25 protein-coding genes are annotated in these 23,868 nt (G+C 74.3%); 5 read left to right on the plus strand and 20 right to left on the minus strand.

Going from position 1 to position 23,868, the window contains the following annotated elements:
- Positions 1–90: 90 nt before the first annotated feature.
- The 9 genes from FXF50_RS06690 to FXF50_RS06730 all read right to left on the minus strand — a co-directional run bounded on the left by FXF50_RS06690 (position 91) and on the right by FXF50_RS06730 (position 7,423).
- Entirely contained in the window at positions 91–663 is a 573-nt protein-coding gene (locus FXF50_RS06690) for a hypothetical protein (protein WP_148426354.1), read from the minus strand.
- Positions 660–2,024, minus strand: coding sequence for a DUF58 domain-containing protein (locus tag FXF50_RS06695; protein ID WP_148426355.1), 1,365 nt, complete (start codon positions 2,022–2,024; stop codon positions 660–662). The genes FXF50_RS06690 and FXF50_RS06695 overlap by 4 nt, the downstream gene beginning before the upstream one ends.
- The gene (locus FXF50_RS06700; RefSeq protein ID WP_148426356.1) at positions 2,024–3,031 is read right to left on the minus strand and encodes a MoxR family ATPase; all 1,008 of its coding nucleotides are present in this window, start codon (positions 3,029–3,031) and stop codon (positions 2,024–2,026) included. The genes FXF50_RS06695 and FXF50_RS06700 overlap by 1 nt, the downstream gene beginning before the upstream one ends.
- Positions 3,031–3,612 (minus strand): hypothetical protein, encoded by a 582-nt coding sequence (locus FXF50_RS06705; protein ID WP_148426357.1) that lies wholly within the window; start codon positions 3,610–3,612, stop codon positions 3,031–3,033. The genes FXF50_RS06700 and FXF50_RS06705 overlap by 1 nt, the downstream gene beginning before the upstream one ends.
- A complete protein-coding gene (locus tag FXF50_RS06710) occupies positions 3,609–4,346 on the minus strand; it encodes a DUF4129 domain-containing protein (protein WP_148426358.1) in 738 nt (245 codons plus the stop codon). Before FXF50_RS06710 ends, FXF50_RS06705 begins: the two co-directional genes overlap by 4 nt.
- A 20-nt stretch (positions 4,347–4,366) precedes the next feature.
- On the minus strand, positions 4,367–5,080 hold the full coding sequence (locus FXF50_RS06715) for a uracil-DNA glycosylase (protein WP_148426640.1): 714 nt from the start codon (positions 5,078–5,080) through the stop codon (positions 4,367–4,369).
- 19 nt (positions 5,081–5,099) lie between these two features.
- Positions 5,100–5,813 (minus strand): dienelactone hydrolase family protein, encoded by a 714-nt coding sequence (locus tag FXF50_RS06720; RefSeq protein ID WP_148426359.1) that lies wholly within the window; start codon positions 5,811–5,813, stop codon positions 5,100–5,102.
- A gap of 261 nt (positions 5,814–6,074) precedes the next feature.
- Positions 6,075–7,094, minus strand: a complete 1,020-nt coding sequence (locus FXF50_RS06725) for a hypothetical protein (RefSeq protein WP_148426360.1) — start codon at positions 7,092–7,094, stop codon at positions 6,075–6,077.
- A complete protein-coding gene (locus FXF50_RS06730; protein WP_091313871.1) occupies positions 7,091–7,423 on the minus strand; it encodes a PadR family transcriptional regulator in 333 nt (110 codons plus the stop codon). Before FXF50_RS06730 ends, FXF50_RS06725 begins: the two co-directional genes overlap by 4 nt.
- A 65-nt stretch (positions 7,424–7,488) precedes the next feature.
- On the opposite strand from FXF50_RS06730, the gene FXF50_RS06735 reads away from it, so the two are divergent.
- Together FXF50_RS06735 and FXF50_RS06740 are read left to right on the plus strand one after the other, a co-directional pair.
- Entirely contained in the window at positions 7,489–8,118 is a 630-nt protein-coding gene (locus FXF50_RS06735) for a LysE family translocator (protein WP_148426361.1), read from the plus strand.
- A 75-nt stretch (positions 8,119–8,193) separates the two neighbouring features.
- Positions 8,194–8,883 (plus strand): hypothetical protein, encoded by a 690-nt coding sequence (locus tag FXF50_RS06740; RefSeq protein ID WP_255509925.1) that lies wholly within the window; start codon positions 8,194–8,196, stop codon positions 8,881–8,883.
- Between the two features lie 119 nt (positions 8,884–9,002).
- On the opposite strand, the gene FXF50_RS06745 is transcribed toward FXF50_RS06740, so the two are convergent.
- From FXF50_RS06745 to eno, 7 genes are all read right to left on the minus strand, one after another.
- Complete coding sequence (locus tag FXF50_RS06745) at positions 9,003–9,377, minus strand: type II toxin-antitoxin system death-on-curing family toxin (protein ID WP_148426362.1); 375 nt, start codon at positions 9,375–9,377, stop codon at positions 9,003–9,005.
- Entirely contained in the window at positions 9,374–9,577 is a 204-nt protein-coding gene (locus FXF50_RS06750) for an Arc family DNA-binding protein (RefSeq protein ID WP_148426363.1), read from the minus strand. The genes FXF50_RS06745 and FXF50_RS06750 overlap by 4 nt, the downstream gene beginning before the upstream one ends.
- 35 nt (positions 9,578–9,612) lie before the next feature.
- Positions 9,613–10,554 (minus strand): Ppx/GppA phosphatase family protein, encoded by a 942-nt coding sequence (locus FXF50_RS06755; RefSeq protein ID WP_148426641.1) that lies wholly within the window; start codon positions 10,552–10,554, stop codon positions 9,613–9,615.
- Positions 10,555–10,712: 158 nt separating this feature from the next.
- Positions 10,713–11,225: an amino-acid N-acetyltransferase gene (locus tag FXF50_RS06760; RefSeq protein WP_148426364.1), complete on the minus strand. Its 513-nt coding sequence runs from the start codon at positions 11,223–11,225 to the stop codon at positions 10,713–10,715.
- Between the two features lies 1 nt (position 11,226).
- Positions 11,227–11,784 (minus strand): DUF501 domain-containing protein, encoded by a 558-nt coding sequence (locus tag FXF50_RS06765; protein WP_148426365.1) that lies wholly within the window; start codon positions 11,782–11,784, stop codon positions 11,227–11,229.
- Between the two features lie 22 nt (positions 11,785–11,806).
- The gene (locus tag FXF50_RS06770; RefSeq protein ID WP_148426366.1) at positions 11,807–12,442 is read right to left on the minus strand and encodes a septum formation initiator family protein; all 636 of its coding nucleotides are present in this window, start codon (positions 12,440–12,442) and stop codon (positions 11,807–11,809) included.
- A gap of 28 nt (positions 12,443–12,470) precedes the next feature.
- Complete coding sequence (gene eno / locus FXF50_RS06775) at positions 12,471–13,754, minus strand: phosphopyruvate hydratase (RefSeq protein ID WP_148426367.1); 1,284 nt, start codon at positions 13,752–13,754, stop codon at positions 12,471–12,473.
- A 269-nt stretch (positions 13,755–14,023) separates the two neighbouring features.
- Here eno and FXF50_RS06780 point away from each other — a divergent pair, with 269 nt between their 5' ends.
- A complete protein-coding gene (locus FXF50_RS06780; RefSeq protein WP_148426368.1) occupies positions 14,024–14,716 on the plus strand; it encodes a hypothetical protein in 693 nt (230 codons plus the stop codon).
- Positions 14,713–15,618 (plus strand): NAD(+) diphosphatase, encoded by a 906-nt coding sequence (locus FXF50_RS06785; protein WP_148426369.1) that lies wholly within the window; start codon positions 14,713–14,715, stop codon positions 15,616–15,618. Before FXF50_RS06780 ends, FXF50_RS06785 begins: the two co-directional genes overlap by 4 nt.
- A gap of 3 nt (positions 15,619–15,621) precedes the next feature.
- On the opposite strand, the gene FXF50_RS06790 is transcribed toward FXF50_RS06785, so the two are convergent.
- The 4 genes from FXF50_RS06790 to mfd form a co-directional block, all read right to left on the minus strand.
- Complete coding sequence (locus tag FXF50_RS06790; protein WP_148426370.1) at positions 15,622–17,241, minus strand: DUF885 domain-containing protein; 1,620 nt, start codon at positions 17,239–17,241, stop codon at positions 15,622–15,624.
- A gap of 99 nt (positions 17,242–17,340) precedes the next feature.
- Complete coding sequence (locus tag FXF50_RS06795) at positions 17,341–18,336, minus strand: nucleoside triphosphate pyrophosphohydrolase (RefSeq protein ID WP_148426371.1); 996 nt, start codon at positions 18,334–18,336, stop codon at positions 17,341–17,343.
- Positions 18,337–18,338: 2 nt separating this feature from the next.
- The gene (locus FXF50_RS06800; protein ID WP_148426372.1) at positions 18,339–19,091 is read right to left on the minus strand and encodes a hypothetical protein; all 753 of its coding nucleotides are present in this window, start codon (positions 19,089–19,091) and stop codon (positions 18,339–18,341) included.
- 47 nt (positions 19,092–19,138) lie between these two features.
- Entirely contained in the window at positions 19,139–22,783 is a 3,645-nt protein-coding gene (mfd, locus tag FXF50_RS06805; RefSeq protein WP_148426373.1) for a transcription-repair coupling factor, read from the minus strand.
- Between the two features lie 170 nt (positions 22,784–22,953).
- On the opposite strand from mfd, the gene FXF50_RS06810 reads away from it, so the two are divergent.
- The gene (locus tag FXF50_RS06810) at positions 22,954–23,862 is read left to right on the plus strand and encodes a cyclase family protein (protein ID WP_148426642.1); all 909 of its coding nucleotides are present in this window, start codon (positions 22,954–22,956) and stop codon (positions 23,860–23,862) included.
- Positions 23,863–23,868: the final 6 nt, after the last annotated feature.

Consider the following 23,868-nt stretch of genomic DNA (forward strand, 5'->3'; position numbering starts at 1 on the left):
TCCCCGGGGGCCTCGGCTAATCCCGATCGAGACCCCCATCTGTGACGGAGCACAACCCCTGTGACCTGCGCAACTTTGCGCGGCGTCCCGTTATCTGCGACGCAGGAGCCAGGCCAGGAGGCCGCTGACGCCCACCGCGACCAGCAGCCCGACCACCGTCGCCACCTGCGACCCGGCGTCCCCACCGGCCCCACCGAGCGACGCCAGCACGACGCCGAGCACGGCGCCGGCCAGCACCACCCCGCCGGCCCGGGCCAGCCACCGCAGCACCAGGTCGGGGTCGACCACCGCGTCGTAGGGCAGCAGCGCGGCCAGCGCGCAGAGGGTGTGCGCCAGGTAGAGCAGGGTGGCCACGGCGAGCAGCCGCCACAGCGCCGGCGGCCGGTCGAAGCCGAGCGTGGCGAGCAGCCAGCCGCCGACGGTCACCAGCGCCGCGAAGGTCGGCCAGACCCGGCGCGGACCGACCGCCGGTAGCACCGCCACCACCGTGAGGGCCAGCAGCGACCGCGGGGTGAAGGCCTGTGCCGGGTACGCGACCAGGAAGCCGACCAGCACCGCGAAGAAGATGCCGGCCCGCACCAGCAGCGGCGTGGGGCTGACCCGCCCCACCGCGTACCGGAGCGCCCGCGCCCGTTCAGTCAGCCCCTCGACGAGATCGTTCATCGCATGCCCGCCTTCGGGGCGGTCGCCAGGCGCGCCACGTCGCGCAGCACCTGGTCGAGGCTGCCGGCGCCGGCCCAGCGCACCACCGGCACGCCGTGCTCGCGGAGCTGACCGATCATCGTGTCGCGGTCCAGCCGCCACAGCCGGTACGCCACCTCGGCCCAGCCGCGGTCCTTCGGCACCGGCAGCTCGGCCGGCAGGGTGTCCACCGCGACCACGAACCGCCCGCCCCGGGCCATCCGGGCCAGCATCTGCGCCGACCGCTCGTCCAGCAGCGGGGTGAGCACCACCACGAGCGCGTCCGAGGAGAGCAGCTGCGGGCCGAAGACCTGGTCGTACGGCTCGTGCGGGGACGACTCGGCCCGGACGTCGAGCAGCCACTCCAGCACGGTCAGGTACTGCCGCCGGCCGGTGGCCGGGCGCAGCCGGCGGGCGGCCGGACCGTATTCCAGCAGCGCCACCCGGTCACCCCGGTGCAGGTAGTGCTCGGCGATCGCGGCGGCCGCCCGGACGGTGGTGTCCAACACGGACGCCGGGCCGCGTACGCCGCCGGAGCGGCCCGCCTCGGCCAGCACGTCGAGCAGCACCACCACCTCGGCGTCCCGGTCGGAGAGGGTGGCCGCCACGTGCAGCTGGCGGGCCCGCAGCGAGACCCGCCAGTCGATCCGGCGCAGCCGGTCCCCGGGCGCGAAGACGCGGACCCCGGCCAGCTCGCCGCCCTCCCCCGGCCGGCGCGAGTGGTGCGCGCCGACCAGACCGGCGGCCCGAGGCATCGCCTCCACCGCCTCGAACGGCTCGGTCATCGGGTAGACCCGCGTCCGGACCGCGTCGGTGACCACGGCCCGCGACACCAGCAGCCCGTCCGCGGCGGCCACCCGGGCGCCGGCCGGGCCGATCGGGTGCCGCCCCCAGCGCAGCGCCGTCCCGGTCAGCTCCAGGTCGACGGCGGAGCCGGACGGCACCGAGGTCACGAACGGCCGGTCGGCGCCGCCGGAGCGACTCACGTCCACCCCGGACCCGCCGAAGCCGACCTTCTCCACCCGCAGCCAGCGCGACATCCGGGTCCGCACCACCGCCACGTCGTAGGAGACGGTGTCCGGGTTGGCCACGGCCACCGTGGTGGCCATCGGCGCGCCCTCGACCAGGTGGGCGTCCCCCACGCCGATCTCCAGCTCGGGCAGCGCGGTGGGCCGGCGGTGCAGCGCGTACGCGGTGCCCAGCGCGAACGGCGTGGCCAGGACGACCAGGTCGATCCGGCCGAGCAGCACCGCCGCGACCAGCAGCAGGCCGGTGAGCAGCACGGCCCGGCCGAGCGCCCAGGTGGGCGCCCAGCCGCTCGCCGGTTCCTGACGGTCGGTCATCAGCGCCCGACGGGTCCGGCCGCGTAGCTGGGCAGCGCGCCGCTGGCCGGGGCGGGCGTGGACTCCAGCACCTCACCGACCACGAAGGACGGATCGACCCGGCGCAGCCACATCTCCGGGCGCAGGGTGATCCGGTGCGCCAACGCGGGCACCGCCACCGCCTTGACGTCCTCCGGCACCACGTAGTCGCGGTTGGCGAGCACCGCGCGTACCCGGGACAGCAGCAGCAGCGCCAGCGAGCCGCGCGGCGACGCCCCGACCAGCGCGGACGGGTGGTCGCGGGTGGCCGCGGTGAGCGCCACGACGTACCGGCCGATCGAGTCCTCGACGACCACGTCCTCCAGCGCGGCCTGCATGGCGCGCAGCGTGGCGGCGTCCACCACCGGCTTGATCTCGGCCTCCTCGCGCCGGCGGGCGATACGCCGCTGCAGCACCTCCCACTCCTCGTCGTGGTTCGGGTAGCCGAACGAGACCCGGAGCAGGAACCGGTCGAGCTGGGCCTCGGGCAGCGGGTAGGTGCCCTCGTACTCGATCGGGTTGGCGGTGGCGAGCACGTGGAACGGCTCGTCCAGCCGGTAGGTGACGCCCTCGACCGAGACCTGCTTCTCCTGCATCGCCTCCAGCAGCGCCGACTGGGTCTTCGGCGGGGTCCGGTTGATCTCGTCGGCGAGCAGCAGGTTGGTGAAGACCGGGCCGGCCCGGAACGAGAAGTCGCCGCTGCGCTGGTCGTAGAGGAAGGAGCCGGTGACGTCGGCGGGGAGCAGGTCCGGGGTGAACTGGAGGCGCCGGAAGTCCAGCCCCAGGGCCTGCGCGAACGAGCGCGCGGTGAGCGTCTTGCCCAGGCCGGGCAGGTCCTCCAGCAGCACGTGGCCGCCGGCCAGGATGCCGGCCAGGACCAGCTCCAGCGCCTCCCGCTTGCCGACCACGACGGTGCCGACCGCGTCCAGCACCGCGCGGGCCAGCCGGCCGACCTCGGCGGGGGGCATGCTCCGGTCCACGTCGTTCATCACAGCTTCTCCAGTTCGGCGACGATCGCCGCGAGGTCCCGCGGCGACGGGGGGCGGCGGGCGGGGGTGCCGAGGAACGTCCACAGCCGCTCGCCCAGCAGGGCGCGGGCACGGGCCGGATCCGACTCACGGGTGACACCGTGCTTCTGGCGCAACCGCTCGTCGGCCAGCTCGCCGAGGCGGGGCAGCACCCGCTCGGTGAACCGTTCCCGGTTGTCGGAGCACCAGTCCAGCGGGCGTTCCCACCCGTTGATCGCGGCACGGAGCGCGTCCCGGGCGGCCCAGTTCCAGGTGCCGGGCTCCTCGCCGGCCGGGGCACGGCCGCCGGCCCGGGGCGGCGGCGGGGGCGACAGCGCGGCGGTGACCCGGCGGACGGCGAGCACGGCGAGCACGCCCGCCACGATGATCCAGAGCGAGACCTGGAGGCCGACCGCGCGCAGCCCGACGACGACCACCACCACGATCGCGGCGGTGACCGCGAGGGTCCGCAGCACCCAGCGTGCCCGCCCGCCGCCCGGCCGGCGTGGCTCCTCGGTGGGCTCCTCGGCGAACGAGAGCAGGTCGTCGATGCTGGTGCTCATGCCGTCACCTCGCCGGCGGCCACCGTGGTCAGTTCGCCGCGCAGCCGGCGCAGGGCGGCCCGGGCCTGGTCACGCATCCGCTCGTCGACGGTGTGGGTGGCGTACCGGGCCTCGCGGTAGACGTGTGCGAAGCCGTCCAGCACGTCGGCGCTGGCGATGGCCGGGACGCCGGCCGCCGGGTCGCCGCGCAGCAGCCGGCTGACCAGGTCGGTGGGGGTGTCCCCGGCGCGCCGGGGCACGCCGGCCTCGTCGGCGGCCTCCTCCAGCCGGACCCAGCAGGCGATCACGGCGGTGCGCGGGTCGGTGGACCTGTCGTCCAGGTCCTCCAGGCCGGCGTCCAGCGCGGCCACCACCTCGCGGGCGGTGCCCTCGGCGGTGCGCCGCGCCCGCTGGGTGGGCACCGCGCGGGTGGTCCGGCGCAGCGCCCCGCTCAGCACGGTCCAGAGCACGTACCCGACGACGGCCAGCACGGCCGCACCGAGCAGCACGACGGCCGTGGTGGCGAGCCAGCCCGGGATGCCACCCGAGGTGGGTTCGCCCAGGTCCCGGGGCTCGACGGTGATCGAGGGCGCGGGCTCGGCCGAGGGGTAGTCCGGCACGTACGGGATGTTGTCGGCGGCGGGCGGGATCCGGCTCGCCCCGATGGTGGAGTGCCCGGCGGCGAGCGCGGCGACGGCGAGCAGCAGGGTCACCGCAGCGACCGGCCACCACCTGCGCAGCACGCCGAGGTCCATCCCACCGCCCCACGCAATCCTCAGTCCACCCCGGCCAGGTCCTTCGCCCGGGCGAACACGTCGTCCAACATCGCCGGTGTCAGCCGCCCGGTGAAGGTGTTCTGCTGGCTGACGTGGTAACAGCCGAGCAGCGCCGGTGCGGACGTGCCGGACCAGTGTGCCCCATGACCGAAGGCCGGGCGCGGCGTGGGCGGGCGCTGCGCGTACACGTGGCGCAGCACCGGCCACCACGCGGCCCAGGCGAACGCTCCCAGGGCGACCACGACGCGCAGGGTGGGCCGGATCAGCGCGACCTCGCGGTGCAGCCACGGCGCGCAGGTGTCCCGCTCGGCCGGGGTGGGCTTGTTGTCCGGCGGCGCGCAGCGCACGGCGGCGAAGATGCGGGTGTCGCGCAGGGCGAGGCCGTCGTCGGCGGACACGCTGGTCGCCTGGTTGGCCAGCCCGGCCCGGTGCAGCGCGGCGAAGAGCACGTCGCCGGAGCGGTCCCCGGTGAAGATCCGGCCGGTGCGGTTGCCGCCGTGCGCGGCCGGCGCCAGCCCGAGGATGCCGATCCGCGCGTCGGGCGGGCCGAAGCCGGGCACCGGCCGCCCCCAGTAGTCCTGGTCGCGGAAGGCCGCCCGCTTGACCCGGGCGACCTCCTCCCGCCAGGCGACCAGCCGCGGGCAGGCGAAGCAGTTGCTCACCGCGCCGTCGAGGTCGGCCAGGTCGGTCGCCCGCGCGGCGCGGGCGACCACCTCGGCGGGGGTACGCGGCTCAGCCAAGCTTGGCCCGGAAGAGTTCCAGGGTGCGGGCCCAGGCGGTGGCGGCGGCCCGCTGGTCGAAGTGCTCCGGCCGGTCCTCGTTGAAGAACGCGTGCGCGGTGCCCGGGTAGTCGTAGGTCTGGCAGGTGCCGCCGGCCGCCTCGATGGCCCGGCGTACGCTCTGCACCCCGTCGGCGGCGGAGAGGCCGTCCGCCTCGGAGCAGTGGACGAGCGCGGCTTTGCCGGCGTAGCCGGCCCAGTCGGTGCGGCCGGCGTTGTCCGCCACGCCGGTGCGCATGCCCTCCCAGGGCAGCCGCGGGTAGAAGCCGGCGGTGGCGACGATCCGCTCGGAGAACGTGCCGGACCAGAGCGCCAGGCTGGCGCCGGCGCAGAACCCGGCGCAGCCGACCTTGCCGGCGACCTCGGGCCGGTTGGCGAGGTATTCGGCGGCGGCCGCGATGTCGCTCGCCGCCTCGTCCATCTGGGTGCTGTTCAGCATCTGCCGGGGCTCACTCGGCTTGCTCGCCGGGCCGCCGTGCCGGAAGTCGGGCGCCAGGGCGACGAAGCCGGCCTCCGCGAAGCGGTCCACGACCGCCCGGACGTGGGGCACCAGGCCCCACCAGTCCTGGATGACGATGACCGCCGGGCTGGCCGCACCGCCGGAGGGTATCGCGAGATACCCCTCGCTCGTCCCCCCGTTGCCGGTGAAGCTCACCATCTCGCCCATGGTCCCGTCCTCCTAGCGGTCAGTCATCGTTGGCTGGTCGCACAGTGGGTGTTACGTGCGGGTAGCGTGCCACGCGCTCACCGGCCCGGGGAAGACGAAAGAACAGTGGCATTCACCTCCTGTTCGTCTCCCGGACCGGTCCGTCACCGCCGCCGGGCCGGACCGCCGGACCGCCGGGCGCTCCGGCGCCCCACGCGGCCCTCCACCGTGGACGCTCCGAGGGGCGCCCGCCGGTCGGCGGGCGCCCCTCGGAGGTCGGCTTCAGCGGGTCGGCGCGGGTGTCGGCGTGCTCGCGCCGGGCGCGGTCGACGGGCTCACGGTCGGCGCGGGGACGGCGCTTTCGCTCGGCGCGGGGGCCACGCTCCCGCCGGGGGCCGGGGCGACGCTCGCGCCCGGCGCGGGCGGGGCGTTCAGGGTCGGCGCGGCCGGCGCCGGCGGCCCGAAGGGCGCCCGGTCGGGGCAGTACGGGTAGGCGTTGCGCGGCGCGGGCATGTTGCCGCTCGCATCCAGGCAGCTCGGCCAGCCGAGCCGGATCGGCACGCCGTTCTGGTCGAAGAGCTGGGCGTTGCGGACCAGCCGCCCCTCCTGGTCGTAGACGAAGACGTCCTCGATCCGGTCGTACCGGTGGTCGACCGACACCTCCTGGTAGCTGCCGAACTGGTCGGAGCTGGCGTGCTGGTCGACGTTGACCAGCATCGCGAAGGAGAAGACCAGGAACGCCGCGGTGCCCAGTCGCAGCAGCCGCCGCGGCCAGCCCCGGAGGCCGGGTGCGCGCCGGCCCAGCCAGACGGAGGCGAGGACCGTGCCGGCGAGCAGGAACAGGCCGGCCAGCACGCTGCCGTTGAGCCGGGGAAGCAAGCCGGACGGCTCCTGGAGCACCACCGAGATCACCAGCGCCGCGAGCCAGCCGCGCAGCAGCCACCAGGCCGGGCGCAGCGGGCGGAGGAACTCGCTCACCGAGGACTGGCCGAGCAGCGGGCCGAGCTGGGTGTCGAGGGCGCGGAGCTGGACGCCGGCACGCGCCCGCGCGGCGGCCAGTCGCCGGCCCCGGCGCCCCGGGCCGACTCCCGCCTCGGCGCCGGCGGCGGCCCGCAGTTCGGCCGCGTACGCCTCCGGCTCGCCCAGCCGGTCGACCAGGGTGCCGTCGGTCTCGGCGGCCACCTCGGCGAGGTGCTCCGGCAGGTCCTCGGTCAACTCGTCGCGCACGGCGGGCGGCAGGTCGGCCAGGGCGGCCCGCACCCGCTCGACGTAGTCCGCGATCTCCTGCCCCGTGACGGTCATGCCGCCATCCCCCGATCGTCGAGCAGTGCGTCCATGGTGGTGGCGAAGGAGCGCCAGGTCTTGCCGGAGCGGGTGAGCTGGTCCCGGCCGGCGGCGTTGAGTGAGTAGTACTTGCGGTGGGGACCGGACTCGCTCGGCACCACGTAGGTGGTCAGCAGGCCGGCGGCGAAGAGCCGGCGCAGGGTGCCGTAGACCGAGGCGTCGCCGACCTCCTCCAGGCCGGCCTCGCGCAGCCGGCGGAGGATGTCGTAACCGTAGCCGTCCTCCTCCTTGAGCACGGCGAGAACGGCCAGGTCGAGCACGCCCTTGAGGAGCTGCGTCGTATCCACGCTCCGCACACTAGTGTGGATTGCGTAGTACCGTCAAGAACATGGTAGCTGCGTAGGCTCGGGGCATGTCGTGGAGCAGCTACGCGTCCTTCCTCGTCTTCGCCACCGTGCTGATCCTCATCCCGGGGCCGGACTTCGCCGTGGTCACCCGCAACACGCTCGCCGCCGGTAGGCGCCGGGGCAGGTGGAGCGCGATCGGCGTGACCGCCTCCAACGCGGTGCAGGGGGTCGTCGCCGCCGCCGGGCTCGGCGCACTCATCGTCCGCTCCCAGCCGCTGTTCGAGGCGATCCGCTGGGCCGGCGTGGCCTACCTGGCGTACCTCGGGGTGCAGGCGTGGCGGTCGGCCTGGCGCGGCGACTACCCGTCCCTGGCCGGCGCCGCCACCGCCACACCGGGGCAGGCGCTGACCGGGTTCCGGCAGGGCTTCCTGTCCAACATCACCAACCCGAAGGTGCTGGCGTTCTACCTGGCCGTGCTCCCCCAGTTCGTCGGCGGCGCCGCACCGACCGGCACGCTGCTCGCCTTCGCGCTCAGCCACGCCGTGCTCAGCCTCGCGTACCTGCTGGTCCTGGTCGCGGCGCTGGACCGGGCCCGGGACCTGCTGTCCCGGCGGCGGGTCCGGCGCTGGCTGGACGGCCTGACCGGGGTGGCGCTGCTCGGCTTCGGCGCCCGCCTCGCCACCGAACGCACCTGACCGTCGCGCGCGGATCAACTTAATTTTCCCTTATGGGGCCTGCTCATCGACGCGGAACATCGGTACGGTCCCCCGATGCGACACCTCGGAACCGTGCTCGCCGCGGCCATCGTCGGCCCGCTGGCCTGGATACTCTTCGCCCTCGGTCAGGACCGGTCGGAACGGGCGTTCGCCGCCGCACAGAACGGCGGCGCGCTCGACAGCGGCGATTTCGTTCGACCCGCGCTGGTGCTGGCCGCCGCCGGGATCGTGCTCGGGCTCATCGCCACGCTCCGCTTCTCCCCCCTAGGCGCGGCGCTGACCGGACTGGCCTACTCGGCCAGCTACCTGGGCCTGCTGGTCAGCCCGACCACGGTGACGAAACTGTTCGACCACGAACTGACCCTGAGCGGCCACCCGGTCGACCTGGCGGCACCGCTCCGGACCGGAACGACGCTCCTGGTCGGCTCGCTGCTCCTCGTCGGGGTCGTGAGCATCCGCCGTTGGCAACGGTGGCCGCAGCCCGCCGACGACACCCCCGCGTCGCTGCAGGCGGACGAGATCATCCCGCCCGCGACCCCACGGGACCGCCCGCTGGGCGTGGACGGTCTCGGGCTGGGCACGCCACAGAGGACCCCCGAGCCGGAGCCGGTTCGGACCGGCGCTTCCGCCGGGGCGGGCGGTTCGGACTGGGCCGGCCGTTCGGACTGGGCCGGGCTGCTGTCCGGCGGCTCCGCGGTCCGGTCCGACCGGTCGTCGGACTGGCCGCGCCAGCGCTCGCGGTGAGCCGCCGACGGCTCACCGATCACCTCCCGGTAGAAGCCGCTGCTGGCCTCGAAGTCGTCGGAGAGGATGTCGGTTTGATCCGCCTGACCGCCATCCACCGACCCTGGACGCCCGACCAGTCAGACGTAGAGCTTGCGAAACTCGCGGGCGATGTCGGAGACCTCGGCCAGGGTGCCGCTGGCCACCGACATCACGAGAGCTTCGGCCTGATCGTCGACATCCTGAATTGGCACCTCGTTGAGGGCCAGGAACACGCGCGCCGCCGCCCAGGCAAGACGCTCGTTCCCATCGATCAGCGCGTGGTTCATGCAGACGGAATGAAGTAGCGCGGCGGCCTTACTCCACAGGTCGGTGTAGGCCTCCTGACCAAACGCCACCGCAGCGGGGCGGACCACCGCCGACGAGAGCAGGCCAAAGTCGCGGACCTGCGGCGTCTCACCCAGCACGACCGAGGCGATCTCCACGAGGTCGTCGACCTCGAGGAAGTTGGTCACTCCGCCAACCGCCGCAACAGCTCGGCGTCGCGCTCGGCGACCTCGCGAGCAAGATCGCGCACACGGGCACGGTGGCTGTGCGCCGAGACGTACTCCTCAACCGCCACGACGATGGTGGCGTTCATCGAGCGGTGCTCCTGCTCAGCAAGCTGCTTGAGCCGTTCGTGCAATCCGTCCGGCAGATTGACAGTAGTCACCATATGGAAATCATACCGCCCCTGGCCAGCAAATCCAGCTAGCTCACTGCTGGCGAGAGGCTCCAGGCGATGCCGTCGAGGATGTCGTGTTCGGAGGCGACCACCGAGGGCATTCCGGCGCGCTCCATGATCACTCGCAGCACCAGCGCGCCCGCGCCGATCACGTCGGCCCGCCCGGGGTGCATCACCGGGATGGCCAGCCGCTGCTCGCGGGTCTTGCCCAGCAGGTCGGCGGTGACCTCGGCGACCTGGTCGTACGACACCCGGGCGTGGTGGATGCGCTCCGGGTCGTACTCCTGGAGGCCCTGGGCGATGGCGACCACGGTGGTGACCGACCCGGCGAGCCCGACCAGGGTGGCGGCCTCCCGGCCCGGGACGGCGGTGAGCGCCCGGTCCACCGCGACCGCGATGTCGGCCTGCGCGGCGGCGACCTCGTCCAGGCCGGGCGGGTCGCCGTGCAGGTGGCGCTCGGTCATCCGGACACAGCCGATGTCCATGGAGATGGCCCCCTGCACGCCGCCCTCGCGGGTGCCGACCACGAACTCGGTGGAGCCGCCGCCGATGTCGACCACCAGGTACGGCGGTTCGGCGTCGGCGGGCAGGCCGCGGACGGCGCCGGTGAAGGAGAGCCGGGCCTCCTCGTCGCCGGTGACCACCTCGGGCGCCACGCCGAGGGTCTCCTCGACCATCCTTCGGAAGTCGGCGGCGTTGGACGCGTCGCGGGAGGCGGAGGTGGCGCACATCCGGACCTTCTCGGCGCCCAGCTTCTCGATCTCCGCCGCGTAGTCGGCGAGCGCGACCCGGGTGCGCTCGATCGCCTCCGGGGCGAGCCGCCCGGTCCTGTCCACGCCCTGGCCCAACCGGACGATCTCCATCCGGCGGCTCAGGTCGACCAGCGGGGCCTGGGGCCCGGCGGACGGCTCGGGCAGGTCGGCGACCAGCAGTCGGATCGAGTTGGTCCCGCAGTCGATGGCGGCCACACGCGTCGTCACGGCTGTCACCCTACGGCAGCGGGAGCGGCCGTCGAGCGGATCACTCGTCGGCCGTGGGGCGGCCGAGCAGGTGGGCGCCGAGCGGGGTGAGGCGGTGGCGGACCGCGCCGGCGTCGCGGGACATCCGCGCCGCACGTGGAGGCGGGTCAGAGGCGCAGCAGCATGCGGCTGTTGCCGAGGGTGTTCGGCTTGACCCGTTCCAGGTCGAGGAACTCCGCGACGCCCTCGTCATAGGAGCGGAGCAGCTGCTCGTAGACGGGCTGCGGCACCGGGGCGCCGTCGATCTCGCGGAAACCGAACGAGCCGAAGAAACCGGTCTCGAAGGTGAGCACGAAGATCCGGGCGACGCCCAGCTCGCGGGCCGCGTCGATCAGCTCGCCCACGATCCGGTGCCCGATCTTGTGCCCCCGGCAGGACGGGTCGACGGCCACCGTGCGGATCTCGGCCAGGTCCTCCCACATGACGTGCAGCGCGCCGCAGCCGACCACCGCGCCGTCGGCCGTGACCGCCACCCGGAACTCCTGCACGTCCTCGTAGAGGGTGACGGTGGCCTTGCTGAGCAGCCGCCGGTCGTCGGTGTAGGTGTCCACCAGCCGCCGGATGCCCCGCACGTCGGCGGTGCGGGCGCGGCGGACCACGATCTCGTCGACGGCGCTCATCTCACTCCCCCGCGGGCACGTCCACGCAGGGCCCGGCGGCCCACCACTTCTCCACCAGGGCGAGGGTCTCGTCGCCGAGCGGGTTGACCCCCGGCCCGGCGGCGAGCGCGTGCCCGAGGTGCACGTGCAGGCACTTGACCCGCCCCGGCATGCCGCCCGCGGAGATGCCGGCGATCTCCGGCACCTGGCCGATCGCCTCCCGGCGGGCCAGGTAGTCCTCGTGCGCGGCCCGGTAGCGGGCGGCCAGCTCCGGGTCCTCGGCGAGCCGTTCGGCCATCTCCTTCATGAGCCCGGCGGACTCCAGCCGGCTGCACGCCGCGGTGGCCCGCGGGCAGGTCAGGTAGAACAGCGTCGGGAACGGGGTGCCGTCGGCCAGCCGGGGCGTCGTCTCCACCACGTCGGGCAGGCCGCACGGGCACCGGTGGGCCACCGCCCGGGTGCCGCGGGGCGGGCGTCCGAGCTGCGCGGCCACCGCGGCCAGGTCGGCCTCGGTGGCCGGCTGGCGCTCCGGCGGGGGTACGGAATCCGCCGCCGGATCCTGCGGTGGTACGACGCTCAAGGGTGCCTCTCTCGTCTGTCGGTCACTTGTCCGGGCGCTCGGCGTTGGCCGCCTGCACGCTCGACCACAGCGTGTCGTACCAGGGGTCGGGCGGCTTCGGCGGCCCCGGCTTCGCGCCCTTGCCGGCGTCCTTGGCGGCCCCGTCCGGGTCGGAGAGCACCACCAGCAGCGTCTCGCCGGGCCGGCCCATGAAGAACCGCTCCCGGGCCTGCGTCTCGATGTACGCCGGGTCGTGCCACTTCTCCGCCTCGAGCGTGAGCCGCTCGATCTCCCGGCGCTGGGCGGCCTGGGACGCCTCCATCCGCTCGATGTCCGTCTGCTGGTCGAGGTAGACCCGGACCGGATAGGTGTACGCCAGGGCGAGCGCGATCAGCACCGCGAAGAGCACGGTGGCGCGCCCCGTGAAGCGCCGGGGTTGGGGTGCGGTGAGCCGCTTGACCGTGCCACCGGCCGCGGTACGCCGGGCCGCCGCGGGACGGCTCGCGGAGCGTACCCCCTCGGTGGCGCGGGTGGCGGCGGGCGACCGGCCGGCGGCGCGCGGCTCGGCGCGGACGCCGGCGTCGCGGGCCGTCGACCGGACCCGGGCCCCGCCCGGCCGGCCGGCCTGACCCGGCCGACGGGCGGGCCGCTGGCCACCCGGTGTGCGGCGCTGCTGCATCGTCACACCCCTCCCCCGGAGCTCTCGCTCAGGCCGAACGGTAGCGCGGGAACGCGCCGGCGCCGGCGTACCGCGCCGCGTCGGCCAGCTCCTCCTCGATCCGCAGGAGCTGGTTGTACTTCGCGACCCGGTCGGAGCGGGCCGGGGCGCCGGTCTTGATCTGGCCACAGCCGGTGGCGACCGCCAGGTCGGCGATGGTGGTGTCCTCGGTCTCGCCGGAGCGGTGGCTCATCATGCACTTGAAGCCGGCCCGGTGGGCCAGGTCCACGGCGTCCAGGGTCTCGGTGAGCGAGCCGATCTGGTTGACCTTCACGAGCACCGCGTTGGCGGCCTTCTCGGTGATGCCCCGGGCGATGCGCTGCGGGTTGGTCACGAACAGGTCGTCGCCGACGATCTGGATGCGGTCGCCGAGCGCCGCCGTGAGGGTGGCCCAGCCGCTCCAGTCGTCCTCGGCGAGCGGGTCCTCGATGGAGACGATCGGGTAGTCGCCGGCGAGCTTGGTGTAGTAGTTGCTCATCTCCTCGGCGCTCTTCGCGCTGCCCTCGAAGGTGTAGCTGCCGTTGTCGAAGAACTCGGTGGCGGCCACGTCGAGCGCGAAGACGATGTCGGTGCCCAGCCGGTAGCCGGCCTTCTCCACGGCCTCGGCGATCAGGTCGAGCGCGGCGGCGTTGGTCGGCAGGTTCGGGGCGAAGCCGCCCTCGTCGCCGAGGCCGGTCGACAGGTCCCTCTTCTTCAGCACCGACTTGAGCGCGTGGTAGACCTCGGCACCGGAGCGGAGCGCGTCGCGGAAGGTGGGCGCGCCGATCGGCGCGATCATGAACTCCTGGATGTCGACGTTCGAGTCGGCGTGCGCGCCGCCGTTGAGGATGTTCATCATCGGCACCGGGAGCAGGTGCGCGTTCGGGCCGCCCAGGTAGCGGAAGAGGCTCAGCTCGGCGCTGCCCGCGGCGGCCTTCGCCACGGCCAGCGAGACGCCCAGGATGGCGTTGGCGCCCAGCTCGGCCTTGTTGTCCGTGCCGTCGATGTCGATCATCTTCTGGTCGATCAGCCGCTGCTCGCTGGCCTCGTAGCCGATGAGCTGGTCGACGATCTTGTCCTCGATGTTGGCGACGGCCTTCTCGACACCCTTGCCCAGGTAGCGGTCCTTGTCACCGTCGCGCAGCTCGATCGCCTCGAAGGCGCCGGTGGAGGCGCCGGACGGCACCGCGGCGCGGGCGATCGTGCCGTCGTCGAGCCCGACCTCGACCTCGACCGTCGGGTTGCCCCGCGAGTCCAGGATCTCCCGGGCGACGATTCCCTCGATGGTTGCCACTGAGTCGCTCCTCGTTTGTGTGTTCCGGTCCGGTATGGGCCGCGACGGTGCGGCTGAGGCAGGTGTTGAACGCAGCGTATCGGTCCCCGCCCTCACGTACCTGTCGCGGGGCGGCATCCGGTGACTGACCGCGAGGGAACCTGGCCCCCACGCGGACCCTCACGCGAATCCCGCCCACGGCGACGGGCGACACGGACATTCCCGGATTAGCGGGCCTCAACCGACAACGGGTTTGCGAGAGCTTGCGTCGATCGACAAGGCTGGGCACCATGCCCGCCGCCTCGACGACTCTCCGCGTGCTCGCCGCCTCGGCCATCGTGTCGCTCTCGGTCACCGGCTGCCAGGCCCTCGACGACACCGGGGTCGCCCTCGGGCGGGCCGACCTGGTCAACGACCTCGCCGCCCGGATGGACCGGGCGCTGGAGCAGACCTGGGCCGCCGAATACCGGCTCAGCGGCGGGCGGACCGCCTCGATCGCGCAGACCGAGGAGCCGCTGCGCTCCACGTACACCTGGCCCGACGGCAAGATCACGGTGACCCAGGAGGCGGTGAGCCGGTGCCACAGCGTGGCCGGGCGTACCTCCTGCACGGTGTCGCCGCCGGTGCTGACCGCCGGCAAGCCGTCGGTGATCGTGTACGGCGAGGCGCGCGAGCACGGGCTGGTCACCCCGCCGGCCGTGATCCGGCTGCTCACCGATGCGGCGCTCAACCCCGGGGCGATCATCGAGCAGACCGACACCACGCTGGCCGGGCACCACGCCACCTGCGTCGACGTCACCGGATCCGGCGACCACTTCACCGCCTGCGTGACCACCGAGGGGGTGCTGGGCAGCTTCACCGGCACCCTCGACGGCAAGCCGGAAGAGGTCACCCTGAGCCGCTACAGCGACACGGTCGAGTCCGCCGCCTTCGACCTGCCGGCCGGGGCGGCCGTGGTGGACAGCCGCCGGACCAGGTCGTGAGCCCCGGCGGCGCCGGAACCCGCACGCCCGGCGACGCCGACGAACCGGACCGGACGGGCGCAACGGGCGCCGGCCCGGCCCGCTTCCTTCCCGCCGGCGATCACGGCCGGCCGCCGGACCCGAACGACCTGGCCCTCGCGGTGGCCGGGCGCAAGCTGCTCACCGGCGCGGACGGGCGGCTGGTTCGGATCGGCGAACTGCCCGCCGGGATCGGCTGGGTGCCGGTCGGCACGCTGGACGGGGTGCCGGCCTGGGCGGCCGAGGTCACCGACCCCGACGCGCTGCCGGGCCGCTGGCGGGGCTGGCGGAGCCTGGCCGCCGACCTGCCCGAGCCGCACGCCGCCCTGGCCGGGCGGGCGCTCGCCGTGGTCACCTGGCGGCGTACGCACCGCTGGTGCGGGGCGTGCCGGGCCGAACTGACCGACGTGCCCGGCGAGACCGCGCGGCGCTGCCCCGCCTGCGGGCTGACCGGGTTCCTGCCGCTCTCCGTCGCGGTGCTGGTGGCGATCACCCGCCCCGGCCCGACCGGCGGCCCCGACGAGCTGCTGCTGGTCCGGCACGCGTACGGGCCGACCGAACTGTGGGCGCTGGTCGCCGGGTTCGTCGAGGCGGGCGAGTCGCTGGAGGCGGCCGCGCACCGGGAGGTCGCCGAGGAGGTCGGGCTGGCCATCGGCCGGCCCACCTATGTGGACAGCCAGCCCTGGGCCATGTCCGGGCCGAGCACCCTGCTCGCGGGCTTCACCGCCACCGTCACCGACCCGGCGGCCGAGCCGGTGGTCGACCCGGCGGAGCTGACCGAGGCGCGCTGGTTCCCGGTGGACGCGCTGCCGGCCGAACTTCCCCCGGCGTACTCCCTGTCGCGCTGGCTGGTCGACGCGGCCGCGGCCCGCGGGTCACGCTGAGGCTCAGATCCCCAGCAGGGTCCGCAGGTGGCGGGGCGGCGGGCAGTCGTGCGCCAGCATGGCGTCGTGCCAGTCGCGCACCGACACCCCGTCGGGACGGGCGCGGGCGATGTCGGCCATCTCGCTGTAGCCGACGAAGTAGGTGGAGAGCTGGGTCGAGGTGAGCAGCGCCCGCCGCCACTTGCCGGCCGCCTCGCCCTCCTCCTGGAAGCCGCGCCCGGTCATCAACGCCATGGCCTCGGACTCGGGCAGGTCCTCACAGTGCACGAGCTGGTCGAGCAGCGCGTTGATGGTCATCCGGAGCTGCATCTTGAGCTGCTGGAGCCGGACCGGCAGCCCGCCGAAGCCGAGCCCGGCCATCAGCTCCTCGGTGTAGACCGCCCAGCCCTCGATGAACACCCCGGACTCGGTGAGCGCGCGGACCCGCGTCGGGCCGGCGTAGCGGCGAGCGTGGGCGAGCTGGAGGAAGTGGCCCGGCATCGCCTCGTGCACGGTCAGGTTGCGGACCATGTGGTCGTTGTATTCGCGGTAGAACGACTCGACCCGCTGCGCCGGCCAGTCCGCCGGGGTGGGCGCGATGCAGTAGAAGGTCGGCACGTCGGCCGTCTCCAGCGGGCCGGGCGAGTCGCAGTAGGCCACCGCCACGCCCCGGGCGAACTCCGGCATCTCCTGGATCACGCACGGGTCGTCGACCAGGCTGATCAGGTCGTGGGCCCGGACGAAGTCGCTCGCCTCGTCGAGGGTGACCGAGGCGAGGTCCACGATGGTGGCGTCGTCCGGGTGCTCGGCGGCGAGCAGGTCCAGCGCCCGGCGGACCGTCTCGTCGTCGGCCGGGCCGCCGACCAGCTCGACGGCCGCCGCGCGGATCTCCGCGGTGACCCGGTCGAGGTTGTCCCAGGCGCGGCGCTGGACCTCTGCGGCGCTCAGCTCGGTGTCGAGGGTGTGCCACAGCCGCGCCTCCCAGCGCCGCCGGCCCAGCCGGGGGTCGCGCCCCGGGCCGGCGTCGGCGGCCAGGCCGATGCGCAGCCACGCCACGAACTCCTCCAGCGCGGCGATCGCCGCGGTGGCGGCCGGCTCGACCCGGTCGTGCAGCGCGGGCGCCTCGGCGAGCAGCCCGGGCATCTCGTCGCGGATCAGCGCCGCCGTGCCGGTGAACTGCCCGACCGCCGTCTCGGCGTGGATCCGCGGCATGTCGCGCAGCGTCGCGCGCGCGGTCGCCAGCGCGTCGGGTACGGCCGCCAGCCGCCCGGCCAGGGAGGTCAACCGCTCCTCGACCGGCGCGTACGGGCGGGCCATGAGGGCGTGCAGCAGCGGGCCCGGGTTGTGCCGCAGCGGGTCCCACTCGTGGCCGCGGATCTCGGTCGCCTCGAACAGCCCACGGTCGACCATGCTGCTGAGCAGCGCGTGGTCGACGCGTTCCTCGACGTCGAGCGAGTCGGGGTCGATCTCGGAGAGCGCGTCGGCCGCGTCCTTCAGCATCGCCTGGTCGGCGGCGAGGGCATCGGCGGACAGGTCGGGCAGCCGGTCGTCGTACCGGTGGTCACCGGCCGACGTGGCCAGCCCGGGCCGGCTCTCCAGCAACGCCTCGACAATCCGCTCAGCGAGCGGCACGAACGACTCCATGCCGGAAACCCTACCGACCCCCGCGTGCCCCGGCCGACCTTCCGTTGATCATGAGGTTGGCCGGGTCGAAACCGGCACTCCGCACCGCCAACCTCATGATCAACGCTCAGGGGCGTCGGGGCGGGTGGCGCGTTCGGCGGCGCGGACGGCCTCCGCGTACGCCAGGGTGGCGCGGCGGAGGGCGGCCTCGGGGTCGATGCCGGCCTGTCTCGCGGCGGCGACCGTGGCCAGGAGGCCGGCGCCGAGCCGCGCCTCGGGGTCGACCTGCGACTCCGCCAGCGGCGGCGGGACGGCCAGACCGATCCGGCCGGCGCGGTCCAGGATCTTCGCGGCCAGGGCGAGCGCGGGCTGGCTCAACGCGATGCCGTCCAGCACCGACTCGCGGGTCTTCTCGGCCCGCTTGATCCGCTCCCAGTTCGCCTCGATCTCCTCGATCGAGCCGGCCTGCTCACCGGAGAAGACGTGCGGGTTGCGGCGGACCATCTTGTCGACCAGGCCGCCGGCCACGTCGTCGACCGTCCAGCGCTTGCCCTCCGGCAGGTCCTCGGCCAGCCGGGCGTGCAGCAGCACCTGGAGCAGCACGTCGCCCAGTTCCTCGCGGAGCGCGTCGGTGTCGTCGGCGCTGATCGCGTCGTACGCCTCGTAGCACTCCTCCAGCAGGAAGCCCGCCAGGCTACGGTGGGTCTGCGCCCGCTTCCACGGGTCACCGCCCGGGGAGGCCAGCCGGTCCATCACCTCGACCGCGTCGAGCAGCCGGGCCCCCGGCGGGTCCCAGGACCCGTACATGAGCTCCAGCTCGGCGAGGCCGGGTTGGCGGGCCAGCCGCAGCCCCAGCTCGCGGGCGAGCGCCTCGTCGCCGGCCGGACCGGCCAGCCAGACCGCGCTGCCGTGCGCGGCCGCCGCGTCGAGCAACGCCTGCGTGGCGCCCGCGGTCACCACGCTGACCTCGGCGCCCGTCGACCGGACCGCCGTGGCCAGCTCGCTCTCCGCGCCCGCCAGCACCGGCGCGGAGCGTACGACGTCCCAGGCGGCCGCGGTCAGCAGGCCGGCCGGCAGCCGGGGCGAGGTGACCAGCAGGACGATGCGCGCGGTCATGCTCAGGGCGCCACCGACGCACTCGGCTCGACCGCGCCCGGCTCGGTCGACTCGGGCTCCGGCGTGGAGATCTCGGTGACCGCGGAGCCGGACTCGCCCAGCGGCACGGAGACCGCCGCGACGTCGCCCTTGAAGCTGAGCAGCGGGAAGAGCAGCGGGCGGTAGCGCGGGTTCACCGAGACGTCGTAGCCGCCGATCGCGTCGGCGAGCACCTTCCGGGTGGCCAGCGCGGACCGGAGCTGCGAACCGTCGAGCTGGCCCGCCGCGTCCGCGTCGCTGACGTCCGGCGGGATGGCGCCGGCCGAGCGGCCCGCCGCGATCACGGCCGCCATGTCCTCCTTGCTGGGAGCCGCCTGCTCACCGGCGGGCACGCCGGACAGGCAGGTGTAGAACTCGGCCACCCGCTGCGGGTAGGCGGCGTCGGCCGGCAGGCCCGTCTGCTGGGCGACCTGCGCCGGGCTGACCTGCCCCTGCGGCTGGTAGCCCTTGTCGGCGGAGAGGCCCCGGCACACGTCCAGCAGCACCAGGGTGGCCACCACCTGGTCCCGGCCCGGCAGCAGCGCGGGGGCCTGCTGCGCGGTGGCGGGCGAGGCGGAGAGGCCGTCCCGCATCTCGTCGAGGATCGAGGTGACCTGGTCCTCGGTGACCCGGTGGTCACCGATGTAGGCGGCGACCCCGGGCTCGGTACGGCAACCGGTGAGGGCGACGAGGCCGACCGCCACGCTGGCGACGGCGACAAGACGGCGAGCACGCATGACGGCCACTCTCTCACGGCCGGAAGCCGGCTGTGACGCCGCCCACCTCACCGCGCCCCCGCCCCGGCGGCCTGCGCGACCGCGGGTTCGCCGAGGACGTCGGAGAGGAGCTGGGCGCACCACTCCAGCAGCGCCTGGTCGCGCAGCGGCTCGCCGCCGACCCGCCGGGTGCTCGGCCGGGGCACGCTGACCTGGTCGAGCGCCTGCTTGTAGACCGAGTCGGGGTGGTAGCGCTTGAGCCGGAGCTGCTTCGAGTCGGGCAGCGGCAGCGGGCCGAACCGGATGTGCTTGCCCTGCATCGACACGTCGGTGAGGCCGTACCGGCGGGCCAGCAGCCGGAACCGGGCCACCGCGACCAGGTTCTGCACCGGCGCGGGCGGCTCGCCGTAGCGGTCCGTCATCTCGGCGACCACCTCGCGCAGCCGCTCCTCGTCGCGGGCCTCGGCCAGCTTGCGGTACATCTCCAGGCGCAGCCGCTCCACGCCGACGTAGTCGTGCGGCAGGTGCGCGTCGATGGGGAGGTCCACCTTGACCTCGGCCTCCTCCTCCGTGTGCTCACCCTTGAACGCGGAGACCGCCTCGCCGACCATCCGGACGTAGAGGTCGAAGCCGACGCCCTCGATGTGCCCGGACTGCTCGCCGCCGAGCAGGTTGCCGGCGCCCCGGATCTCCAGGTCCTTCATGGCCACGTACATGCCGGCGCCCAGCTCGGTGTGCTGGGCGATGGTGGCCAGCCGCTCGTGCGCGTTCTCGGTGAGCGGCTTGTCCGGCGGGTAGAGGAAGTAGGCGTACGCCCGCTCCCGACCCCGGCCGACCCGGCCGCGGATCTGGTGCAGCTGGGCCAGGCCGAGCAGGTCGGCCCGCTCGACGATGAGGGTGTTGGCGTTGGGGATGTCGATGCCGGACTCGACGATCGTGGTGCAGACCAGGACGTCGAACTCCTTCTCCCAGAAGCCGACCATCACCTTTTCGAGGGCTTCCTCGCCCATCTGGCCGTGCGCCACGGCGACCCGGGCCTCGGGCACCAGCTCGCGGATCCGGCGGGCCGCCTTGTCGATCGACTCGACCCGGTTGTGCAGGTAGAAGACCTGCCCGTCGCGGAGCAGCTCGCGGTGGATGGAGGCGGCCACCTGCCGGTCGTCGTACGCACCCACGAAGGTCAGCACCGGGTGCCGCTCCTCCGGCGGGGTGGCGATGGTGGACATCTCCCGGATGCCGGTGATCGCCATCTCCAGGGTGCGCGGGATCGGGGTGGCCGACATGGCCAGCACGTCGACCGAGGCGCGCAGCGTCTTCAGGTGCTCCTTGTGCTCGACGCCGAAGCGCTGTTCCTCGTCGATGATGACCAGCCCGAGGGACTTGAACCGGGTGGCCGACTGGAGCAGCCGGTGGGTGCCGATGACGACGTCGACGGTGCCGTCGGCGACCATCTCCAGCGTCCGCTCGGTCTCCTTCGGCGTCTGGAACCGGGACAGCTGCCGGATGGTGATCGGGAACTGGCTCATCCGCTCGGCGAAGGTGTTGTAGTGCTGCTGCACCAGCAGGGTGGTGGGCACCAGCACGGCCACCTGCTTGCCGTCCTGCACCGCCTTGAACGCCGCCCGGACCGCGATCTCGGTCTTGCCGTAGCCGACGTCGCCGCAGATCAGCCGGTCCATCGGAACGGTCTGCTCCATGTCCCGCTTGACCTCTTCGATGGCGGCGAGCTGGTCGGGCGTCTCCTGCCAGGGGAACGCGTCCTCCAGCTCCCGCTGCCACGGGGTGTCCGGGCCGAACGAGTGCCCCTTCGACGCCTTGCGGGCGGCGTAGAGCTGGATGAGCTGCGCGGCGATCTCGCGGACCGCCTTGCGGGCCCGGGCCTTCGACTTCTGCCAGTCCGAGCCGCCCATCTTGTGCAGGGTGGGCTGCTCGCCGCCGACGTAGCGGGAGAGCTGGTCGAGCTGGTCGGTGGGGACGAAGAGGCGGTCGCCGGGCTGGCCACGCTTGCTCGGCGCGTATTCGATGACCAGGTATTCCCGGCTCGCGCCGTTGACCGTGCGCTGGACCAGCTCGACGTACCGGCCGATGCCGTGCTGCTCGTGCACCACGTGGTCGCCGGCCTTCAGCTCCAGCGGGTCGATGGTGTTGCGCCGCCGGCTCGGCATCTTGCGCATGTCACGGGTGGAGGTGCCCCGGCCGCCGGTGACGTCGTTGCCGGTCAGCAGCACGAACCGGGACGCCTCGTCGACGAAGCCGGCCGTCAGGCAGCCGCAGGAGACCAGCACGTCGCCGGGGCTGGGCGCGGCCGGCACCTCCTCGATGAGCTGGGCGCCGAGGCCGGCGTCGCGGAGCACCTCGACGGCCCGCTGGGCGGGGCCGTGCCCCTCGAAGACCAGCGCGATCGACCAGCCCTCGCCGGCCCAGCGCTTGAGGTCGTCGACCACCCGGGCGGTCTCGCCGTGGTAGAGCGGGGCGGGCTGGGCGGCCAGCGTCACGGCGATGGCGTCGTCCGGGGTGACGTCGACCTCGGTGGGCTCGTCCTCCCAGGGCTGCCGGGCGGGCGCGGCCTCCGCCTCGACCAGGCCGAACGGGGCGAGCGTCCACCAGGGCTGGCGCAGCGCGCGGGCCGCCGTGCGTACGTCGGCGAGGGTCTTGAAGGCGGCGGCGCCGAGGTCGACCGGTGCCTGGCCCCCGACGGCGGCCGCGGCCCAGCTGGCCTGGAGGAACTCGTCGGAGGTACGCACCAGGTCGTGCGCCCGGGTGCGGATCCGCTCCGGGTCGCAGAGCAGCACGTGGGTGCCGGCCGGCATGCAGTCGACCAGCAGCTCCATCGAGTCGGCGCCGATCAGCGCCGGCGCCAGGGACTCCATCCCCTCGACCGGGATGCCCTCGGCCAGCTTGTCGAGGATCTCGGCCAGCTCGGGGTGCTCCTGCGCGAGCGCGGCGGCCCGCTTGCGCACGCCGGGGGTGAGCAGCAGCTCACGGCAGGGCGGCGCCCAGAGCTGCGGCACGCCTTCGATGGTGCGCTGGTCGGCGACGGCGAAGGTGCGGATCTCCTCCACCTCGTCGCCCCAGAACTCGACCCGGGACGGGTGCTCGTCGGTGGGCGGGAAGACGTCGAGGATGCCGCCCCGCACGGCGAACTCGCCGCGCTTGGTGACCAGGTCGACCCGGGCGTACGCCATGTCGGTGAGCCGGCGGGCGACCTCCTCCAGGTCCGCCTCGTCGCCGGCGGCGAGCTGCACGGGCTCCAGGTCGCCGAGCCCCTTGAGCTGCGGCTGGAGCAGGGAGCGGACGGGCGCCACGACGACCCGCAGCGGGCCGGTGCGGCCGTGCGCGTCGGCCGAGCCGGGGTGGGCGAGCCGGCGCAGCACGGCCAGCCGCCGCCCGACGGTGTCGGAGCGGGGCGAGAGCCGCTCGTGCGGCAGCGTCTCCCAGGACGGGAAGACCGCCACCTGCTCCGGGGGCAGCAGGCTGCCCAGGGCGGCGGCCAGGTCGTCGGCCTCGCGGGTGGTGGCCGTCACGGCCAGCACGGGACGGCCCGCGCCGCCGGCCGGCTCGTCGGCCGCGACGGCGGCGACGGCGAACGGGCGCAGCGCGGCCGGGGCGGTGAGGTCGAGGCCGTCGACCTGAGCGGCACCGGAGCGCGCCAGGTCACGCGCCCGGGCCAGCCCGGGGTCGGCCAGGGCGGCGGAGAAGAGGCCGGTGAGCATCTGTGATCACTTCCAGGAGGTCGGCGCACGGCGACAACCCCGCGTCCGGTGCGGACGGGGGGTGGCACCGTTCGAGACTATCTCCCTGCCCGGACATTCCGGGCCGCAGCCGCGCGCCCCGAGATCGATCTTGACCGGGTCGCGACCGGCGTGGTGCGGTGGGGCGCATGATGGGTGAGTACCGGGCGGTCTTCGACGCCGAGGTGATCTTTTCCAACGGCGGCGGGTTGCGGACCGACGGCTTCCGGCTCGACATCCCGGGCCCGGAGATCACCGACGACGAGCTGGCCGCGCTCCTCGTCCGGCACCTCGGGCTGCTCATGGTCGGCGAGGTGCGGATCACCAACCGGACGGTGATCGAGGAGCCGCACAAGGGCGGCCGCGGGGTGGCCGTCCCGGCGGCCGGCGGGCGGCGGCTCGTCGAGCTCAGCCACGTCATCACCGACGGCATGGTCACCCTGCCCGGCTGGCAGCCGCCCCGGGTCACCGACTGGCTGACCCGCGAGGCGTCCCGCGAGCGCTACGCGCCGGGCGTCGAGTTCCACGTGGCGCGGATCGACATGATCGCCAACACCGGCACCTACGTGGACGCGCCGGCGCACCGCTGGGCGGACGGCTCCGACCTGACCGGCGTCCCGCTGGACCGCCTCGCCGACCTGCCCGGGCTCGTGGTCCGGGTGCCCGCCGGCACCCGGGCGGTGGACCGCCTCATGCTGGCCCCGTACGAGGTGGCGGGCCGGGCGGTGCTGCTGCACACCGGCTGGGACACCCACTTCGGCACCGACCGGTACGCCGGCCCCGACGCGCCGTACCTGACCGCCGACGGCGCGGACTGGCTGGTCGAGGCGGGGACGGCGCTGGTCGGCATCGACTCGATCAACATCGACGACATGACCCCGGCGGCCGCCGGCGAGCGCCCGGCGCACAGCGCCCTGCTCGCCGCCGGGGTGCCGATCGTCGAGCACCTGACCAACCTGGCCGCCCTGCCCCCGGTGGGGTTCCGGTTCACCGCCGCCCCGCCGCGGGTCGCCGGCATGGGCACCTTCCCGGTCCGCGCCTTCGCCTCGGTCGGCGCCTGACGCCGC

The organism is Micromonospora sp. AP08 (genome assembly GCF_008085935.1).
In the GTDB taxonomy this organism is placed as follows: Bacteria; Actinomycetota; Actinomycetes; order Mycobacteriales; family Micromonosporaceae; genus Micromonospora; species Micromonospora chersina.

Bases quoted from the DNA above. Each gene is read 5' to 3' on its own strand.
- FXF50_RS06720 (WP_148426359.1), bottom strand. From the start codon at position 5,813: ATGGGCGAGATGGTGAGCTTCACCGGCAACGGGGGGACGAGCGAGGGG.
- FXF50_RS06705 (WP_148426357.1), bottom strand. From the start codon at position 3,612: ATGAGCACCAGCATCGACGACCTGCTCTCGTTCGCCGAGGAGCCCACC.
- FXF50_RS06725 (WP_148426360.1), bottom strand. From the start codon at position 7,094: ATGACCGTCACGGGGCAGGAGATCGCGGACTACGTCGAGCGGGTGCGG.
- FXF50_RS06750 (WP_148426363.1), bottom strand. From the start codon at position 9,577: ATGGTGACTACTGTCAATCTGCCGGACGGATTGCACGAACGGCTCAAG.
- FXF50_RS06695 (WP_148426355.1), bottom strand. From the start codon at position 2,024: ATGACCGACCGTCAGGAACCGGCGAGCGGCTGGGCGCCCACCTGGGCG.
- FXF50_RS06810 (WP_148426642.1), top strand. From the start codon at position 22,954: ATGGGTGAGTACCGGGCGGTCTTCGACGCCGAGGTGATCTTTTCCAAC.
- FXF50_RS06700 (WP_148426356.1), bottom strand. From the start codon at position 3,031: ATGAACGACGTGGACCGGAGCATGCCCCCCGCCGAGGTCGGCCGGCTG.
- FXF50_RS06780 (WP_148426368.1), top strand. From the start codon at position 14,024: ATGCCCGCCGCCTCGACGACTCTCCGCGTGCTCGCCGCCTCGGCCATC.
- FXF50_RS06740 (WP_255509925.1), top strand. From the start codon at position 8,194: ATGCGACACCTCGGAACCGTGCTCGCCGCGGCCATCGTCGGCCCGCTG.
- FXF50_RS06800 (WP_148426372.1), bottom strand. From the start codon at position 19,091: ATGCGTGCTCGCCGTCTTGTCGCCGTCGCCAGCGTGGCGGTCGGCCTC.
- FXF50_RS06710 (WP_148426358.1), bottom strand. From the start codon at position 4,346: ATGGACCTCGGCGTGCTGCGCAGGTGGTGGCCGGTCGCTGCGGTGACC.
- FXF50_RS06760 (WP_148426364.1), bottom strand. From the start codon at position 11,225: ATGAGCGCCGTCGACGAGATCGTGGTCCGCCGCGCCCGCACCGCCGAC.
- FXF50_RS06795 (WP_148426371.1), bottom strand. From the start codon at position 18,336: ATGACCGCGCGCATCGTCCTGCTGGTCACCTCGCCCCGGCTGCCGGCC.
- FXF50_RS06770 (WP_148426366.1), bottom strand. From the start codon at position 12,442: ATGCAGCAGCGCCGCACACCGGGTGGCCAGCGGCCCGCCCGTCGGCCG.
- FXF50_RS06790 (WP_148426370.1), bottom strand. From the start codon at position 17,241: ATGGAGTCGTTCGTGCCGCTCGCTGAGCGGATTGTCGAGGCGTTGCTG.
- mfd (WP_148426373.1), bottom strand. From the start codon at position 22,783: ATGCTCACCGGCCTCTTCTCCGCCGCCCTGGCCGACCCCGGGCTGGCC.
- FXF50_RS06735 (WP_148426361.1), top strand. From the start codon at position 7,489: ATGTCGTGGAGCAGCTACGCGTCCTTCCTCGTCTTCGCCACCGTGCTG.
- FXF50_RS06690 (WP_148426354.1), bottom strand. From the start codon at position 663: ATGAACGATCTCGTCGAGGGGCTGACTGAACGGGCGCGGGCGCTCCGG.